The sequence below is a fragment of the Pseudomonas sp. NPDC088414 genome, assembly GCF_044753325.1.
In the GTDB taxonomy this organism is placed as follows: Bacteria; Pseudomonadota; Gammaproteobacteria; order Pseudomonadales; family Pseudomonadaceae; genus Aquipseudomonas.
Genome location: NZ_JBIVMY010000011.1, coordinates 1 through 14,675, shown reverse-complemented (window position 1 = coordinate 14,675; position 14,675 = coordinate 1). Strand labels below are relative to the sequence as shown.

The 14,675-nt window shown below is 58.1% G+C and carries 17 protein-coding genes; 11 read left to right on the top strand and 6 right to left on the bottom strand.

What is annotated here, in order from left to right; genetic code table 11:
- Window positions 1-49: 49 nt before the first annotated feature.
- The 3 genes from ACIP8I_RS12400 to ACIP8I_RS12390 all read right to left on the bottom strand — a co-directional run bounded on the left by ACIP8I_RS12400 (window position 50) and on the right by ACIP8I_RS12390 (window position 2,301).
- Window positions 50-739, bottom strand: coding sequence for an endonuclease (locus tag ACIP8I_RS12400; RefSeq protein WP_007961223.1), 690 nt, complete (start codon window positions 737-739; stop codon window positions 50-52).
- A 4-nt stretch (window positions 740-743) separates the two neighbouring features.
- On the bottom strand, window positions 744-1,034 hold the full coding sequence (locus ACIP8I_RS12395) for a DUF1654 domain-containing protein (RefSeq protein WP_003226395.1): 291 nt from the start codon (window positions 1,032-1,034) through the stop codon (window positions 744-746).
- Between the two features lie 178 nt (window positions 1,035-1,212).
- Window positions 1,213-2,301, bottom strand: coding sequence for an asparaginase (locus ACIP8I_RS12390; protein ID WP_400761382.1), 1,089 nt, complete (start codon window positions 2,299-2,301; stop codon window positions 1,213-1,215).
- Window positions 2,302-2,650: 349 nt separating this feature from the next.
- Here ACIP8I_RS12390 and ACIP8I_RS12385 point away from each other — a divergent pair, with 349 nt between their 5' ends.
- The 8 genes from ACIP8I_RS12385 to ACIP8I_RS12350 all read left to right on the top strand — a co-directional run bounded on the left by ACIP8I_RS12385 (window position 2,651) and on the right by ACIP8I_RS12350 (window position 10,290).
- Window positions 2,651-3,106 carry a hypothetical protein gene (locus tag ACIP8I_RS12385; protein WP_007961233.1) on the top strand — a complete coding sequence of 152 codons (456 nt, stop codon included), beginning with the start codon at window positions 2,651-2,653 and terminating at the stop codon, window positions 3,104-3,106.
- 201 nt (window positions 3,107-3,307) lie between these two features.
- Window positions 3,308-4,264, top strand: a complete 957-nt coding sequence (locus ACIP8I_RS12380; RefSeq protein WP_007961235.1) for a sugar ABC transporter substrate-binding protein — start codon at window positions 3,308-3,310, stop codon at window positions 4,262-4,264.
- 58 nt (window positions 4,265-4,322) lie between these two features.
- Window positions 4,323-5,876, top strand: a complete 1,554-nt coding sequence (locus ACIP8I_RS12375) for a sugar ABC transporter ATP-binding protein (RefSeq protein WP_400761378.1) — start codon at window positions 4,323-4,325, stop codon at window positions 5,874-5,876.
- A complete protein-coding gene (locus ACIP8I_RS12370) occupies window positions 5,873-6,850 on the top strand; it encodes an ABC transporter permease (RefSeq protein WP_367085128.1) in 978 nt (325 codons plus the stop codon). Before ACIP8I_RS12375 ends, ACIP8I_RS12370 begins: the two co-directional genes overlap by 4 nt.
- Window positions 6,851-6,853: 3 nt before the next feature.
- The gene (locus tag ACIP8I_RS12365) at window positions 6,854-7,873 is read left to right on the top strand and encodes a LacI family DNA-binding transcriptional regulator (protein ID WP_400761374.1); all 1,020 of its coding nucleotides are present in this window, start codon (window positions 6,854-6,856) and stop codon (window positions 7,871-7,873) included.
- A 24-nt stretch (window positions 7,874-7,897) separates the two neighbouring features.
- On the top strand, window positions 7,898-8,815 hold the full coding sequence (rbsK, locus tag ACIP8I_RS12360) for a ribokinase (RefSeq protein ID WP_400761372.1): 918 nt from the start codon (window positions 7,898-7,900) through the stop codon (window positions 8,813-8,815).
- Entirely contained in the window at window positions 8,812-9,216 is a 405-nt protein-coding gene (rbsD, locus tag ACIP8I_RS12355; RefSeq protein WP_400761369.1) for a D-ribose pyranase, read from the top strand. Before rbsK ends, rbsD begins: the two co-directional genes overlap by 4 nt.
- Before the next feature lie 45 nt (window positions 9,217-9,261).
- Window positions 9,262-10,290 carry a nucleoside hydrolase gene (locus tag ACIP8I_RS12350; protein WP_400761366.1) on the top strand — a complete coding sequence of 343 codons (1,029 nt, stop codon included), beginning with the start codon at window positions 9,262-9,264 and terminating at the stop codon, window positions 10,288-10,290.
- A gap of 33 nt (window positions 10,291-10,323) precedes the next feature.
- Here the strand turns inward: ACIP8I_RS12350 and ACIP8I_RS12345 are convergent, their stop codons facing one another.
- Window positions 10,324-10,536 (bottom strand): hypothetical protein, encoded by a 213-nt coding sequence (locus tag ACIP8I_RS12345; protein ID WP_007961246.1) that lies wholly within the window; start codon window positions 10,534-10,536, stop codon window positions 10,324-10,326.
- A 132-nt stretch (window positions 10,537-10,668) separates the two neighbouring features.
- Here ACIP8I_RS12345 and ACIP8I_RS12340 point away from each other — a divergent pair, with 132 nt between their 5' ends.
- Complete coding sequence (locus ACIP8I_RS12340; protein WP_367085123.1) at window positions 10,669-10,974, top strand: hypothetical protein; 306 nt, start codon at window positions 10,669-10,671, stop codon at window positions 10,972-10,974.
- 168 nt (window positions 10,975-11,142) lie between these two features.
- Window positions 11,143-11,460 (top strand): I78 family peptidase inhibitor, encoded by a 318-nt coding sequence (locus tag ACIP8I_RS12335; protein WP_007961248.1) that lies wholly within the window; start codon window positions 11,143-11,145, stop codon window positions 11,458-11,460.
- Window positions 11,461-11,532: 72 nt separating this feature from the next.
- Here the strand turns inward: ACIP8I_RS12335 and ACIP8I_RS12330 are convergent, their stop codons facing one another.
- Together ACIP8I_RS12330 and ACIP8I_RS12325 are read right to left on the bottom strand one after the other, a co-directional pair.
- The gene (locus ACIP8I_RS12330) at window positions 11,533-11,745 is read right to left on the bottom strand and encodes a cold-shock protein (RefSeq protein WP_003179963.1); all 213 of its coding nucleotides are present in this window, start codon (window positions 11,743-11,745) and stop codon (window positions 11,533-11,535) included.
- Window positions 11,746-12,037: 292 nt separating this feature from the next.
- On the bottom strand, window positions 12,038-12,337 hold the full coding sequence (locus ACIP8I_RS12325) for a hypothetical protein (RefSeq protein WP_003226370.1): 300 nt from the start codon (window positions 12,335-12,337) through the stop codon (window positions 12,038-12,040).
- A gap of 382 nt (window positions 12,338-12,719) precedes the next feature.
- On the opposite strand from ACIP8I_RS12325, the gene thrS reads away from it, so the two are divergent.
- Window positions 12,720-14,651, top strand: a complete 1,932-nt coding sequence (gene thrS / locus ACIP8I_RS12320) for a threonine--tRNA ligase (RefSeq protein WP_400761361.1) — start codon at window positions 12,720-12,722, stop codon at window positions 14,649-14,651.
- Window positions 14,652-14,675 lie beyond the last annotated feature (24 nt).

The following is a 14,675-nucleotide window of genomic DNA, read 5'->3' as shown; positions in this document are numbered from 1 at the left end:
AAAAGGCCTCGAACATCACGTTCGAGGCCTTTTCTTTTGGGCTGAAGAATCAGCCGCAGGCTTTCAGGTTTACCGGGCCGACAAATTCATTGCCGCGTCCCATCACGCACGCCACGCTCTGATTGCGTTGACGTTCCCAGTCCTGCACCGGGTAAGTCTTGTCCCACGCTTCGTACAACTGCCGATCCTGTTTTGACAGGCGCAAGCCGTACTGCTTGCTCATGTAGAAATAGGTGCGCGCGATCATGCCGCGAATCGACGGGCGCGGCATGACCTTCTTGGCTTTGAAGTCGACCTGGGTCAGGCACGAGCCGTACTGCCCGGATTGCACCGGCAGCCAGCCATAACTGAAGTTGCTGCGATCACCGTTGACCTCACCAATGCTTGGCACCAGGTTGTGCAGGTCGGCTTCGGCTTTCTGATAGCTCGGGTCATAGCGGGTGCAGTTCTTGCGCCCGCCCGATTGCCAGCATTGACGCTGGTGACCGAACTCCCACGCCGGGACGATGTGCTCCCATTCGATGCGCGAGGCGCGCTTGGCATTTTTGCGCGGCACGTAACCGCATGCCTTCAAGTCCACCTTGTTGCCGGTGTACTTGCACCCGCAGTAAAACTCGGTGGACTGCGGTGCATAGAGTTTCCAGGCGACTTTCTTGGCCTCGGTAAAAGTACGGGGCGCGCCCGCCTGGGCGCCACAGGCGATGAACAACAACAGCAAAGCAAAACAGCGGACACTCATTGAATCAATCTTCCTTCGGCACAACCCAAAAAATCTGCACGCCGCCATCGTCGCGATAGGCGAGGGTGACGTTGTCGTTCTCGTCGATTTCCTCGAGCAGTTGCTCCCATGCATCCACAGGCTCGTCCGGCAGACGGAAGATCAAGGCGGCTTTGGCTTTTTGTGCGGTAGGGGAATTGATGATTTTCTGAACGCGCATGCCCATGCGTTCGTAAGCGTCAGGAGCATCAGGAGAGGTGGCCACGAGGTTATCCTTATTAAGCTGTACGTGCATACAGTATTTAACTGTAAGCATTTTCGCAACTGCTTAAAATTCAAGAAAATCCTCTGACAGCGCTTTTCCGATTTTGGTGTAAGTCAGGTCGATTATTTTGTGCGAAAAAGTCGCGCGTAGCGTAGGTGGCAGCACCACCCGCCGCGCGGGCGAGTGGTGGGCAGGTTGCCCGAACCGGAAAGGCTCAGGCGGAGGTCAATCAATATTCCCAGAACATCCGTTGCAGCTCTTTGCTGTCGTTGGTTTTGGTCAGAGCGACCATGGCCAGGATGCGGGCCTTCTGCGGATTCAGGTCGTGAGCGACCACCCAGTCGTACTTGTCGTCAGGCTGCTCGGCGTTACGCAGGACGAAACCGCCGGCGTTGACGTGGGACGAACGGATGATCTGCACGCCGTCTTTACGCAGGGCTTGCAGGGATGGCACTACGCGCGAAGACACCGAACCGTTACCGGTACCGGCGTGGATGATGGCTTTGGCGCCGGCCTGGGCCAGGGCCTTGTAAGCGGTGTCATCGACGTTGCCGTAGGAGTAGGCGATTTCTACGTCAGGCAGGCTCTTGATGTTCTTGATGTCGAATTCCGAATCCATGGTGTGACGCTTGGCCGGCAAGCGGAACCAGTAGGATTTGCCTTCAACCACCATGCCCAGCGGACCCCAAGGGCTTTTGAACGCCTCGGTCTTGATGTTGATCATTTTGCTGACGTCGCGACCGGACTGGATCTCGTCGTTCATGGTTACCAGCACGCCTTTGCCGTGCGCTTCTTTGCTGCTGGCGACGGCGACGGCGTTGTACAGGTTGAGCATGCCGTCCGCCGACATGGCGGTGCCCGGACGCATCGAGCCGACCACGATGATCGGCTTGTCGGTTTTTTCCACCAGGTTCAGGAAGTACGCGGTTTCTTCCAGGGTGTCGGTACCGTGGGTGATGACGATGCCATCGACGTCCTTGCTGTCGGCCAGTTCGGATACGCGCCGACCCAGTTGCAGCAGGTTGTCGTTGGTGATGCTTTCCGAAGCGATCTGCATGACTTGTTCGCCACGCACGTTCGCCAGTTTGCTCAGTTCGGGGATGCCGGCGATCAGCTGTTCAATCCCGACTTTGGCCGCTTGATAGGTGGCGCTGTTGGCTGCATTGGCGCCGGCACCGGCAATAGTGCCGCCCGTGGCAAGCACTACGACGTTGGCGAGTTTGGTCTGGGTTTCGACTTCTTTTGCCTGAAGGGCGGTAGGCAGGAGCAGGAGGAGGGCCAAAGCGCCCGGAACCAAGGTGTTGAAAGCAGATTTCATTATTTTTCTCTCTAGTAGTGAGACGGTGCTGATGCAGGTTCATCTAGATGCGCCCCGAGCCGATCTGAATGCCCGGGGTGCAGGCTAGGGAGCAGGATCTGTACCAGCGCTACTTTGCTTTAGAGAAATGTTTAACTTCATGATTTACATCAAGATTTTATGAATTGTCCATCGATGCGGCGAATGATATGGCCGGGTTTCCGAACAAAGGAAGCTTTCGCGTTCGGTTCACCGAAAGGGACTACGCCTCCTGTCGAACGAAACGGCTTGTCGGTTTCAGGTTTTCTGCTAAAGAAACCCGTGAGCAAGCCGATGGCTGTTGAAGGAAACGTTCATTTAGGGAGTTCACATGTCACTGACGATCGGTTTTTCCAATCCCGGCTCAGTCACCATCGGCGGTAAAACCGCAGCGACAATCAATGCAATGAGCCAAGCGGAAGCGGACGCGTCCGACAAGGCGCTTGGCGTTGAAAAAGAACCGAGCAATCAGGTCCGAACCGGTGGTCCCGCGCAAGAAGCCAGCCAGGCGGATAGCGCTGACAGCGGCGATAATCTGAGCGTCACCGTAAAAATGTTGCTCAAGCGCATGCAGGAATTGCAGAAGCAACTGCAGGAGCAGCAACAGCAACTGGCTGCGGCTCAGGCTGCGAGCTATCCGACACCGGAGGCCAAGTCGCAGGCGGTCATGTCCGTCCAGGGACAGATCGCGCAAACCAGCGGGGAGCTGATGCAAGTGGCGGCGGCGCTGGTCAAGGAAATGACCAAGGATTCCACCAGCGGCAACCTGGTCAGCACTACGGCGTAAGCAGCAAGGGGCGAATCAGATGATTCGCCCCGCAACTCAACGACGATTTCTGATTGTTGACAAATGGCGGCGGGATTCGCATAGTTCGGTCTACGCAAACGTTTGCGCGGCTTCCCCGGTGCATCAATATCCGGAAGACGGCGCTGAAGCTTACGCCAGCGCGAGCGTTGCTCACAATAATCATAAGATCGGAGTGAACCCATGAAGCTGCCATTCGCTGGACGTCTTCTTGCTGTCGCTATGCTGGCTGCCGCAGCCGCCGCACTACCTGTCTCTTCGGCCTTCGCCGAGTCTCCGGAAAAACCCAAAGTCGCACTGGTCATGAAATCCCTGGCCAACGAATTCTTCCTGACCATGGAAGACGGCGCCAAGGCCTATCAGAAAGAACACTCCGCCGACTTCGACCTGATCTCCAACGGCATCAAAGACGAGACCGATACCGCTGGCCAGACCCGTATCGTCGAGCAGATGATTCTGGCCAAGGTCAATGCGCTGGTCATCGCCCCGTCCGACTCCAAAGCCATGGTTCCGGTGATCAAGAAAGCCGTCGATGCCGGCATCACCGTGATCAACATCGACAACCAGCTCGATCCGCAGATCGTCAAAAGCAAAAACATCAGCGTGCCCTTCGTAGGTCCGGACAATCGCAAAGGTGCGCGTCTGGTCGGCGAATACCTGGCCAAGCAACTGAAGGCCGGTGACCAAGTCGGCATCATCGAAGGCGTGTCCACCACCACCAACGCCCAGCAACGCACCGCAGGCTTCAAGGATGCGATGGACGCGGCACAGATCAAAGTTGTTTCTTTGCAATCCGGTGACTGGGAGATCGACAAGGGCAACAAGGTTGCTGCTTCGATTCTCAGCGAATACCCGGATGTGAAAGCATTGCTGGCGGGTAACGACAGCATGGCCGTTGGCGCTGTTTCCGCGGTGCGTGCTGCCGGCAAGGCGGGCAAGGTACAAGTGGTCGGTTACGACAACATCAATGCGATCAAGCCGATGCTCAAGGATGGTCGTGTGCTGGCGACGGCCGATCAGTTCGCTGCCAAGCAAGCCGTGTTCGGTATCGAGACCGCGCTGAAAATCCTCAAGGGCGAAAAAGTCGACAGCGGCGTCAATGGCGTGATCGAAACGCCAGTCGAGCTGGTCACCAAGTAAGTCTTCCGGCGACACAACGGCGCTCGTCCGTCCGGGCGAGCGCATGGAGAATTTTTTTATGTCAGTTTCCGCCCCGAACGCTGTCCTCTCGGTCAGCGGTATCGGTAAGACCTATGCGCAACCGGTGCTCACAGGCATCGACTTGACGCTGATGCGCGGTGAAGTGCTGGCGCTGACCGGTGAGAATGGCGCCGGTAAAAGCACGCTGTCGAAGATCATTGGGGGGCTGGTTACGCCCACCACCGGTCAGATGCAATTCCAGGGCAAGGACTACCGTCCGGGCAGTCGCACCCAGGCCGAAGAGCTTGGCGTGCGCATGGTCATGCAAGAACTCAATCTGCTGCCGACCCTGTCAGTGGCGGAAAACCTGTTTCTCGACAACCTGCCGAGCAACGGTGGCTGGATAAGTCGCAAGCAATTGCGCAAAGCCGCGATCGAAGCCATGGCGCAGGTCGGCCTCGATGCCATCGATCCGGACACCCTGGTGGGTGAGCTGGGGATCGGGCACCAGCAGATGGTCGAGATCGCACGCAACCTGATCGGCGATTGCCATGTGCTGATCCTCGATGAGCCGACTGCGATGCTCACCGCCCGCGAGGTGGAAATGCTCTTCGAGCAGATAACCCGCCTGCAGGCGCGTGGCGTCTCGATCATCTATATCTCGCACCGCCTCGAAGAACTGGCGCGAGTCGCGCAACGCATTGCGGTGCTGCGCGACGGCAATCTGGTTTGCGTCGAGCCGATGGCCAACTACAACAGTGAGCAACTGGTCACCTTGATGGTCGGTCGTGAACTGGGCGAACACATCGACATGGGCCCACGCAAGATCGGCGCCTCGGCACTGACGGTCAAGGGCCTGACCCGCTCCGACAAGGTGCGCGATGTTTCCTTCGAAGTGCGTGCTGGCGAGATCTTCGGGATTTCCGGGCTGATTGGGGCAGGGCGCACCGAATTGCTGCGACTGATCTTCGGCGCTGATCCGGCTGACAGCGGCACGATTGCGCTGGGTTCGCCGGCGCAGGTGGTCAGTGTACGTTCGCCGGTTGATGCGGTGAACCATGGCATTGCCTTGATTACTGAAGACCGAAAGGGCGAAGGCTTGCTGCTCAGTCAATCGATCAGCGCCAACATTGCCCTGGGTAACATGCCGGAGATTTCCAAGGCAGGAATCGTCAACAGCGGCGACGAAATTTCCCTGGCGCAGCGTCAGATCGACGCCATGCGTATCCGCAGTTCCAGTCCCACTCAACTAGTGTCGGAATTGTCCGGCGGCAACCAGCAGAAAGTGGTGATCGGCCGCTGGCTGGAGCGTGATTGCTCGGTGCTGTTGTTCGACGAACCGACCCGCGGCATCGACGTCGGTGCCAAGTTCGATATCTACGCCTTGCTGGGCGAGTTGACGCGTCAGGGCAAGGCGCTGGTGGTGGTGTCCAGTGACCTGCGCGAACTGATGCTGATCTGCGACCGGATCGGTGTGCTGTCGGCCGGGTGTTTGATCGATACCTTCGAGCGCGACAGCTGGACCCAGGATGATTTGCTTGCCGCCGCGTTCGCCGGCTACCAAAAACGTGATGCGTTGCTCAATGAAGCGGCGCCTAGGGATCTCCCATGAAAACTGCATCTTCCGCCGGCAAACGTAGTGGCAATTTCTACGGTCTGGGCACCTATCTGGGCCTGGCCGGGGCCTTGTTGGCGATGGTGGCGCTGTTCTCGCTGATGAGCAGCCACTTTCTGTCTTATGACACTTTCAGCACGCTGGCCAACCAGATCCCCGATCTGATGGTGCTGGCGGTGGGCATGACCTTTGTACTGATCATCGGCGGCATCGACCTGTCGGTGGGGTCGGTGCTGGCGCTTGCCGCCTCGACGGTCAGCGTGGCGATTCTCGGCTGGGGCTGGAGTGTGTTGCCGGCCGCGTTGCTCGGTATGGCGGTGGCGGCGCTTGCGGGTACGGTGACCGGTTCGATCACCGTCGCGTGGCGCATTCCGTCGTTCATCGTTTCGCTCGGTGTGCTGGAAATGGCCCGTGGCCTGGCGTACCAGATGACCGGTTCGCGCACCGCGTACATTGGTGATTCGTTCGCCTGGCTGTCGAACCCGATCGCGTTCGGTATCTCGCCGTCGTTCATCATTGCCTTGCTGGTGATCTTCATCGCGCAAGCGGTGCTGACCCGCACCGTGTTTGGTCGTTACCTGATCGGTATCGGCACTAACGAAGAAGCAGTGCGTCTGGCCGGGATCAATCCAAAACCGTACAAGATTCTGGTGTTCAGCCTGATGGGGCTACTCGCGGGGATCGCCGCGCTGTTCCAGATTTCCCGTCTGGAAGCGGCGGATCCGAATGCTGGCTCCGGCCTGGAGCTGCAAGTGATTGCCGCTGTGGTTATCGGTGGTACCAGCCTGATGGGGGGCCGTGGTTCGGTGATCAGTACCTTCTTTGGTGTGCTGATCATTTCGGTACTGGCCGCCGGTCTGGCGCAGATCGGGGCGACCGAGCCAACCAAGCGCATTATCACCGGTGCGGTGATTGTCATCGCGGTAGTGCTTGATACCTATCGCAGCCAACGCGCCAGTCGACGGGGCTGACAGATGGCAACGATCAAGGATGTGGCGGCGCTCGCAGGAATTTCCTACACCACGGTTTCTCACGTGGTGAACAAGACGCGCCCGGTCAGTCAGGAAGTGCGGTTGAAGGTCGAGGCTGCCATCAAAAGCCTCGACTACGTGCCGAGTGCGGTGGCGCGTTCGCTGAAAGCCAAGACCACTGCGACCATTGGCTTATTGGTGCCCAACAGCCTCAACCCGTATTTTGCCGAGTTGGCACGGGGCATCGAGGATTACTGCGAGCGTAACGGCTACTGCGTGATCCTCTGCAACTCTGACGACAATCCGGAAAAACAGCGCAGCTATTTGCGCGTGCTGCTGGAGAAGCGCATTGACGGTCTGATCGTCGCCTCTGCGGGTGGCGACATCGGGCTCGCGCAAGGGCTGGCCGGGGTGAAGACGCCAATGGTCATCGTCGACCGCGGGCTGGATGGCGTCGACGCCGATCTGGTGCGCATTGACCATGAATATGGCGCTTATCTGGCGACGCGGCACCTGCTGGAGCTGGGCCATCGTGACATCGCCACCATCGGTGGTCCGTCGAGCACCAGCGTGGCGCAAATGCGTCAGGCCGGTTTTTGCCGGGCGCTGCAGGAGGCGGGCATCAAGGTGCGGGCCGAGCGCATGTTGGAAAGCGATTTCACCAGCACTGGCGGTTACAACGCGGCGGCGATCCTGCTTGAAAGCAATCCGCCGAGTGCGATCTTCGCCGGTAACGACATGATCGGGATCGGTGTGCTGCGCGCGGCGGCCGAGCGCAATGTCCGCGTACCGAGCGAGCTGTCGGTGATCGGCTTCGACGATATCCAGATGAGCCGTTATGTGTACCCGGCGCTGACAACGGTCGGTCAATCGATCCTGCAGTTGGGCGAGATGGCTGCCGAAGTGTTGCTGCGAAGGATTGCCACCCCGGGCCAGGTGACCGATCAACGGATCGTCACCCCGAGTATTGTCTTGCGCGAATCGACTGCGCCGCTGTCCGGCGTATTCACCGAGTACCGCTGAAACCGAATTGACGAGTAGCGATGTATGCCAGCAAATGTAGTGGTAATAGGCAGCCTGAACATGGATCTGGTCACCCGGGCGCCACGGCTGCCCAAGGGCGGTGAAACGCTGATCGGTCATTCCTTTGCCACCGTGTCCGGCGGCAAGGGTGCCAATCAGGCAGTCGCTGCTGCGCGCCTCGGTGCGCAGGTGGCAATGGTCGGCTGTGTTGGCAACGATGACTACGGCGTGCAATTGCGTGACGCGTTGCTGGCTGAGCAGATCGATTGTCAGGCGGTGAGCACGGTCGAAGATTCCAGTGGCGTGGCGCTGATCGTGGTCGATGACAACAGTCAGAACGCCATCGTGATCGTTGCTGGCGCCAACGGTGCAATGACCCCGGCAGTGATCGACCGTTTTGATGCGGTGCTGCAAGCGGCCGACGTGATTATCTGCCAGCTCGAAATCCCGGATGCAACGGTGGGGCATGCGCTCAAGCGTGCACGTGCGCTGGGCAAGACGGTGATCCTCAATCCGGCGCCGGCCAGTCGTCCGCTGCCGGCAGACTGGTTTGCCGCCATCGACTACCTGATCCCCAACGAAAGTGAAGCGGCCGCGTTGAGCGGACTGCCGGTCGATTCGCTGCAAACCGCAGAAAACGCTGCCAGCCAGTTGATCGCAATGGGCGCGGGCAAGGTCATCATTACCCTCGGTGCGCAAGGTTCACTGTTTGCCAATGGCAAAGGTTTCGAGCATTTCCCGGCGCCGAAAGTGAAGGCCGTCGATACCACCGCCGCCGGCGATACCTTTGTTGGCGGTTTTGCTGCGGCGCTCGCCAGTGGCAAATCCGAGGCCGAGGCGATCCGGTACGGGCAAGTCGCTGCAGCGCTGTCTGTGACCCGGGCCGGCGCACAACCTTCCATTCCAACCATGTCCGACGTACAGGCGTTCAAACCCGCATGAAAAAGACTCCTCTGCTCAACGTCGCGTTGTCGCGGCTGATCGCCTCCCTGGGCCATGGCGACATGGTGGTCATCGGTGATGCCGGACTGCCGGTGCCACCAGGTATTGAATTGATTGATCTGGCGCTGACCCATGGCGTTCCGGATTTCGTCAGTACCCTGAAAGTCGTGCTCAGCGAGATGCAGGTGGAAAGCCATGTGCTGGCCAACGAAATTCTCGACAAGCAGCCGACCGCCCTGGTCGCGCTGGACGAGTTGCAAGAAGAGGGTGCCCTCGGTCGGCGCGATCTGCTGACGCATGAGCAATTCAAGGTTCTCAGCCGGCAGGCGCGGGCGATTGTCCGTACCGGCGAATGTCAGCCGTACTGCAACATCGTGCTGGTAGCCGGCGTCACGTTTTAACCGGGTTTTCGACCCTTACATTTTCATCAGCACAAGGAATGCGCCATGCACCGCTATGCTCAAAAACTGCATCAATTGCTTCGGAGTCTGCTGCTTTTGTCTTTTATCTCCGCCACCGGCGCTCAGGCCGCTGAAAAGATCGACCTGATCATCGACACCGATCCTGGTGCTGACGACGTGGTTGCGTTGCTGTTTGCGCTGGCTTCGCCCGATGAGTTGAACATCCGTGCCTTGACCACCGTGGCCGGCAACGTGCGCCTCGACAAGACTTCGCGCAACGCGCGTCTGGCTCGCGAGTGGGCAGGGCGCGAAGATATTCCGGTGTATGCCGGTGCACCAAAGCCACTGATGCGCACGCCGATCTATGCCGAGAACATCCATGGCAAGGAAGGCCTGTCGGGTGTCACCGTGCATGAGCCGAAAAAGGGCCTGGCCGAAGGCAATGCAGTCAACTACCTGATCGACACCCTGAAAAAAGCCAAGCCGCACAGCATCACCATCGCCATGCTTGGCCCACAGACCAACCTGGCGCTGGCGCTGATCCAGGAGCCGGAGATCGTTAACGGCATCAAGGAAGTGGTGGTCATGGGTGGTGCGCACTTCAATGGCGGCAACATCACCCCGGTGGCCGAGTTCAACCTGTTTGCCGACCCGCAAGCGGCAGAAGTGGTGCTCAAGAGTGGCGTGAAACTGACCTACCTGCCACTGGACGTGACTCACAAGATCCTCACCAGCGACGCACGCCTGAAGCAAATTGCCGCGCTGAACAACAACGCGAGCAAGATCGTTGGCGACATTCTCAACGAGTACATCAAGGGCGACATGGAGCATTACGGCATCCCGGGCGGCCCGGTGCATGACGCTACCGTCATCGCTTACCTGCTCAAGCCTGAGCTGTTCACCGGTCGTTCGGTCAACGTTGTAGTGGATAGTCGCGAAGGTCCGACTTTTGGCCAGACCATCGTTGACTGGTATGACGGTCTGAAGGCGCCGAAGAACGCCTTCTGGGTGGAAAATGGGGATGCTCAAGGCTTCTTCGATCTGCTGACCGAGCGTCTGAAGCGCTTGAAGTAAGGCTGTGACCCGCAGGTGCCAGCCTGCGGGTTTTTATTTTCTCTCGGTGTCCTGCGTGCTCTCGTCGTCATGCTGGTACCGCTCGAACACTTGGGCGATAAACGTTTGTGCGCCCTGGGTTCCCATCGTCTTGACCAGCAAGTCGATACTGATCAAAGCCAACTCTTCCGGACTGCCCGGGCTATACGAACTGTGCCCTTTAGGCCAAAGAACCTTGATATCGGCGTTGATGCTTACGGTGCTCATGAGTGCGCTCGAAAAGTCGGGAATGTCTGCGTCCGAGTTAACCACTTTGTCGGGCGTTTGGCACTGCGACTTAGGCATGAGCGCGTCGCTATGCGACACTTGGTCTTTTCTGGCTGATCCAAGGAATGTGCTGTGCAGATCGATTTGAACACCCCCGACGGCCTCACACTCGACGCTGTGCGCCAGTTGCTGGCGTCGGCCAGCGATGATGTGCACACGCAGCTGCGTGTGACCAAGGGTGGGATTGCCTATATTTCTTCCGGTGTGACCGGCGGGCAGGATATTGATGGCCTGCTGTTTCGCCTGGAGACCTGGGCCAAGGGCTCGGGGTATGTCGGCAATGTCGCGGCCAGTGATGAAGTCTGGGTGATGCAGATTTTCAACGCGCTGAAAGACAACTGGCCGAGTCCGCCGCTCGATTACATCGACGTCTATTGAGCTTCGTTAATATTCGGTGACGATTGCGTGAGGATGCGGTGCGCGCGCTTCAGGCAGACTCAGCGCTTTTCCGGATCGTGGGGCAGGGTGACAGCACTGGTTGTGAAACCAAACGCCGAATTGGCGGTCGCACGATCTCAGCTTAACCATTTGAAAGAAGGAGGCTTCATGCCTTTGAAGTTCGCGTCTCTGGGTGCACTTATGGCCGTTGCCATGTTGGCCGGTTGCAGCACAACCTCCAGCGAGTCGGCAAAGGATCCTGTGGCGACCGATGCCGGACATAGCCGCTGTGAAGCAAAGGCAGCGGAATTTGCCATTGGTAAAAAGGCGTCGCCGGAACTGCTCGATCAGGCTCGTGCCAAGGCTGGCGCGCAAAACGCCCGCTTCCTCAAGCCTACCGACATGATCACTCTGGAGTACCGTTCCGATCGCTTGAATCTGAACACCGACAACAATCTGGTGGTCACCCGCGTCAACTGCGGCTGATCACACAGCGCTTTTGTTGCAGGCATAAAAAACCCCGTCACATGGACGGGGTTTTTTTAGTGCGCCGGGAAATTACTCTGGGCGAACTTGTGCAGCTTGCATACCCTTTTGGCCTTTCTCAGCCACGAAGGAGACGGTCTGGCCTTCTTTCAGGCTTTTGAAACCGTCGGATTCGATAGCTTTGAAGTGTACGAACAGGTCGTCACCGCCACCTTGAGGAGTGATGAAGCCGAAGCCTTTTTCATCGTTGAACCATTTAACGGTGCCGGTTTGGCGATTAGACATGGTGTATCTCCAAGAAACATATATTTTCAGTAGTACTGTGCTGCTCAGGCCAACTGGGCACACCGGAGTATCATAGTCGAAATGTTCGCTTTGGTAGCCCCCCGGACGTGCTGTTTGCTTTCATATTGCATCGATTTCAACCTCTGAAATGTCTGCAAGCCCCGGTTTCAGTGGCTTTCAGCCGAAAGAAGAGGGTGTAAAAAAAGCTATAAAACCTGCGTAAATTATCGATTTCGGGGTCTTTTTGGCGGTTTTCAGCCTGCTGGACGCCGGAAAAAACATTCGTCAGCGCTTATTTCTGCACTCGGCAAACCGAGATTTCTTTCAGTGCGCGCTGACCCAGTTCACCACTTGGCGGGGTGTTCTTGTCCATCAGTTGCGCGATCTCTTGCGTGGTGAATTTCTTTTCCAGAACGTCGGCACCGCAAGCACAGTGTTTATTGGCTTCGGCCGGATTGACGCTCTTGCTGGCAGCGGCGGTGCAGTCGTTCATGTATTGGGCTTTGACGCCGGCAGGCCAGGCCGCGTTGGCGCTCAGCGGCAGCAGCAGGGCCAGCGGGGCCGCGAAAGCAAAAAGTCGGATAAGGCGCATGTCGGAAACTCCTTGGGTTGATATCGGCGACGATTCTCAGCTTATTTGAGGCAAAGCGTATATCCCAAGTTCACTTCGCGCCGCAAAAATGCACAAATCTTCAGCGCCGCAAATCGTTCGAGTCGATGACCGCTCATCTGTGCTAGCATGCCGGGCTCAAGCGTTCTCAGGCTCCGGATGGCCTTCAGCCCCGGCAGCGGTCAGCGTGCGAAAAATTCCGATTTGAATCCCAGTCACTCTGGTTCGGTTTTCCGGTTGGCCGCAAGGCTCCTGCCGCTGTAAGGCAGGCGTTCGTCATTGAATGGCCTGGATCGGATCTTGTACTGGCTCATCCCAACCCACGTGACCTTTGGTAGGGGTCACCACTAGGAGAGGAGGCGCCATGCCAACTATTACTCTTCCCGACGGCAGTCAACGTTCATTCGATCACCCGGTTTCCGTAGCCGAGGTCGCCGCATCCATTGGTGCAGGCCTGGCCAAGGCCACCGTGGCCGGCAAGGTCAACGGCAAGCTGGTCGACGCCTGCGACATCATCGACAGCGACGCGACGCTGCAAATCATCACGCCAAAGGATGAAGAGGGGCTGGAGATCATTCGCCACTCTTGCGCGCACCTGGTTGGCCATGCGGTCAAGCAGCTGTACCCGACTGCGAAAATGGTCATCGGGCCGGTCATCGACGAAGGCTTCTATTACGACATCGCCTTCGAACGTCCTTTCACGCCGGACGACATGGCGGCCATCGAACAGCGCATGCACCAGCTGATCGACAAGGATTACGACGTCATCAAGAAAGTCACTCCGCGCGCCGAAGTGATCGAAGTGTTCAAGGCCCGCGGCGAAGACTACAAGCTGCGTCTGGTCGAAGACATGCCGAACGAGCAGGCCATGGGCCTGTACTACCACGAAGAATACGTCGACATGTGCCGTGGTCCGCACGTGCCGAACACCCGCTTCCTGAAATCCTTCAAGCTGACCAAGTTGTCCGGTGCTTACTGGCGCGGTGATGCCAAGAACGAGCAACTGCAGCGCGTTTACGGTACTGCCTGGGCTGACAAGAAGCAGCTGGCGGCCTACATCCAGCGCATCGAAGAAGCGGAAAAACGCGATCACCGCAAGATCGGCAAGCGCCTGGGCCTGTTCCACACCCAGGAAGAAGCGCCGGGCATGGTGTTCTGGCACCCGAACGGCTGGACCCTGTATCAAGTGCTCGAGCAGTACATGCGCAAGGTGCAGCGTGACAACGGCTACCTCGAGATCAAGACCCCGCAAGTGGTTGACCGAAGCCTCTGGGAGAAATCCGGGCACTGGGCCAACTACGCCGACAACATGTTCACCACCGAGTCGGAAAGCCGCGACTACGCCATCAAGCCGATGAACTGCCCGTGCCACGTGCAGGTGTTCAACCAGGGCCTGAAGAGCTACCGCGAGCTGCCGATGCGTCTGGCCGAGTTCGGTGCCTGCCACCGTAACGAGCCGTCGGGTGCGTTGCACGGGATCATGCGCGTGCGTGCATTCACTCAGGACGACGCCCACATTTTCTGCACCGAAGAGCAGATGCAGGCCGAATCCGCTGCGTTCATCAAGCTGACCATGGACGTTTACCGCGACTTCGGCTTCACCGACGTCGAGATGAAACTGTCCACTCGTCCGGAAAAACGTGTAGGTTCCGACGAGCTGTGGGATCGCGCCGAAGCGGCACTGGCTGCAGCCCTTGATTCTGCCGGCCTGCCGTACGATCTGCAGCCGGGCGAGGGTGCGTTCTACGGTCCGAAGATCGAGTTCTCGCTGAAAGATTGCCTCGGTCGCGTCTGGCAGTGTGGTACCTTACAGCTCGATTTCAACCTGCCAGTCCGTCTCGGCGCCGAATACGTCTCCGAAGACAACAGCCGCAAGCACCCAGTGATGCTGCACCGGGCGATCCTCGGTTCGTTCGAGCGTTTCGTCGGGATTTTGATCGAGCATTACGAAGGTGCATTCCCTGCGTGGCTCGCGCCAACCCAGGCAGTGATCATGAATATCACTGATAAACAGGCAGATTTCGTCGCTCAGGTTGAAAAAACTCTCAACGAAAGCGGATTTCGTGCCAAGTCCGACTTGAGAAATGAAAAGATCGGCTTTAAAATCCGCGAGCATACTTTGCTCAAGGTTCCCTATCTTTTGGTTATCGGAGATAAGGAAGTCGAGATGCAGACTGTCGCTGTGCGTACTCGTGAAGGTGCTGACCTGGGCTCGATGCCCGTCGCCCAGTTCGCTGAGTTTCTCGCGCAAGCGGTGTCCCGGCGTGGTCGCCGAGGTTCGGAGTTAGTAGTATGAAGCGGGAAATGAGCCAAGATAAAC

Bases quoted from the DNA above. Each gene is read 5' to 3' on its own strand.
- ACIP8I_RS12395 (WP_003226395.1), bottom strand. From the start codon at position 1,034: ATGCTTACAGTTAAATACTGTATGCACGTACAGCTTAATAAGGATAAC.
- ACIP8I_RS12385 (WP_007961233.1), top strand. From the start codon at position 2,651: ATGTCACTGACGATCGGTTTTTCCAATCCCGGCTCAGTCACCATCGGC.
- ACIP8I_RS12365 (WP_400761374.1), top strand. From the start codon at position 6,854: ATGGCAACGATCAAGGATGTGGCGGCGCTCGCAGGAATTTCCTACACC.
- thrS (WP_400761361.1), top strand. From the start codon at position 12,720: ATGCCAACTATTACTCTTCCCGACGGCAGTCAACGTTCATTCGATCAC.
- rbsK (WP_400761372.1), top strand. From the start codon at position 7,898: ATGCCAGCAAATGTAGTGGTAATAGGCAGCCTGAACATGGATCTGGTC.
- ACIP8I_RS12380 (WP_007961235.1), top strand. From the start codon at position 3,308: ATGAAGCTGCCATTCGCTGGACGTCTTCTTGCTGTCGCTATGCTGGCT.
- rbsD (WP_400761369.1), top strand. From the start codon at position 8,812: ATGAAAAAGACTCCTCTGCTCAACGTCGCGTTGTCGCGGCTGATCGCC.
- ACIP8I_RS12345 (WP_007961246.1), bottom strand. From the start codon at position 10,536: ATGAGCACCGTAAGCATCAACGCCGATATCAAGGTTCTTTGGCCTAAA.
- ACIP8I_RS12390 (WP_400761382.1), bottom strand. From the start codon at position 2,301: ATGAAATCTGCTTTCAACACCTTGGTTCCGGGCGCTTTGGCCCTCCTC.
- ACIP8I_RS12330 (WP_003179963.1), bottom strand. From the start codon at position 11,745: ATGTCTAATCGCCAAACCGGCACCGTTAAATGGTTCAACGATGAAAAA.
- ACIP8I_RS12350 (WP_400761366.1), top strand. From the start codon at position 9,262: ATGCACCGCTATGCTCAAAAACTGCATCAATTGCTTCGGAGTCTGCTG.
- ACIP8I_RS12400 (WP_007961223.1), bottom strand. From the start codon at position 739: ATGAGTGTCCGCTGTTTTGCTTTGCTGTTGTTGTTCATCGCCTGTGGC.
- ACIP8I_RS12370 (WP_367085128.1), top strand. From the start codon at position 5,873: ATGAAAACTGCATCTTCCGCCGGCAAACGTAGTGGCAATTTCTACGGT.
- ACIP8I_RS12335 (WP_007961248.1), top strand. From the start codon at position 11,143: ATGCCTTTGAAGTTCGCGTCTCTGGGTGCACTTATGGCCGTTGCCATG.
- ACIP8I_RS12375 (WP_400761378.1), top strand. From the start codon at position 4,323: ATGTCAGTTTCCGCCCCGAACGCTGTCCTCTCGGTCAGCGGTATCGGT.
- ACIP8I_RS12325 (WP_003226370.1), bottom strand. From the start codon at position 12,337: ATGCGCCTTATCCGACTTTTTGCTTTCGCGGCCCCGCTGGCCCTGCTG.